This is a genomic window from Alteromonas alvinellae (assembly GCF_902705805.1).
Genome location: NZ_CACSIH010000153.1, coordinates 1 through 302 on the forward strand (window position 1 = coordinate 1; position 302 = coordinate 302).

General features: G+C 49.7%; 1 protein-coding gene. It reads right to left on the reverse strand.

Annotated features, from left to right (window positions below):
- The coding region (locus ACX5KA_RS11430) for a hypothetical protein (protein ID WP_458731209.1) at positions 1-302 on the reverse strand (302 nt) is incomplete at both ends.

Sequence of the window (302 nt, forward strand, 5' to 3'; positions counted from 1 at the left end):
ACCGGTACGGCCACTTCGCACAAAGAACTGGGGTTTGCCTTCGTTACCTTCATCTTGACGAATGCCGAATAAGCCGATATCCATCATGCCGTCGCTATCCATATCAGGCAACGCAATCGGCGTCATCGATGAAGGTAAATAAGCATCCGCCACCCAAGTAATACGTGAAAGTTCAGCATTATCCACAAGGTTCATAACAGACAGGCTAGGCACATCATCCACCACACTAAACACGCCCAGTTCAGCTACACCATCGCCATTCACATCTTGCCACAGTAACGGTATGCCTGAGCCTAGCTCAG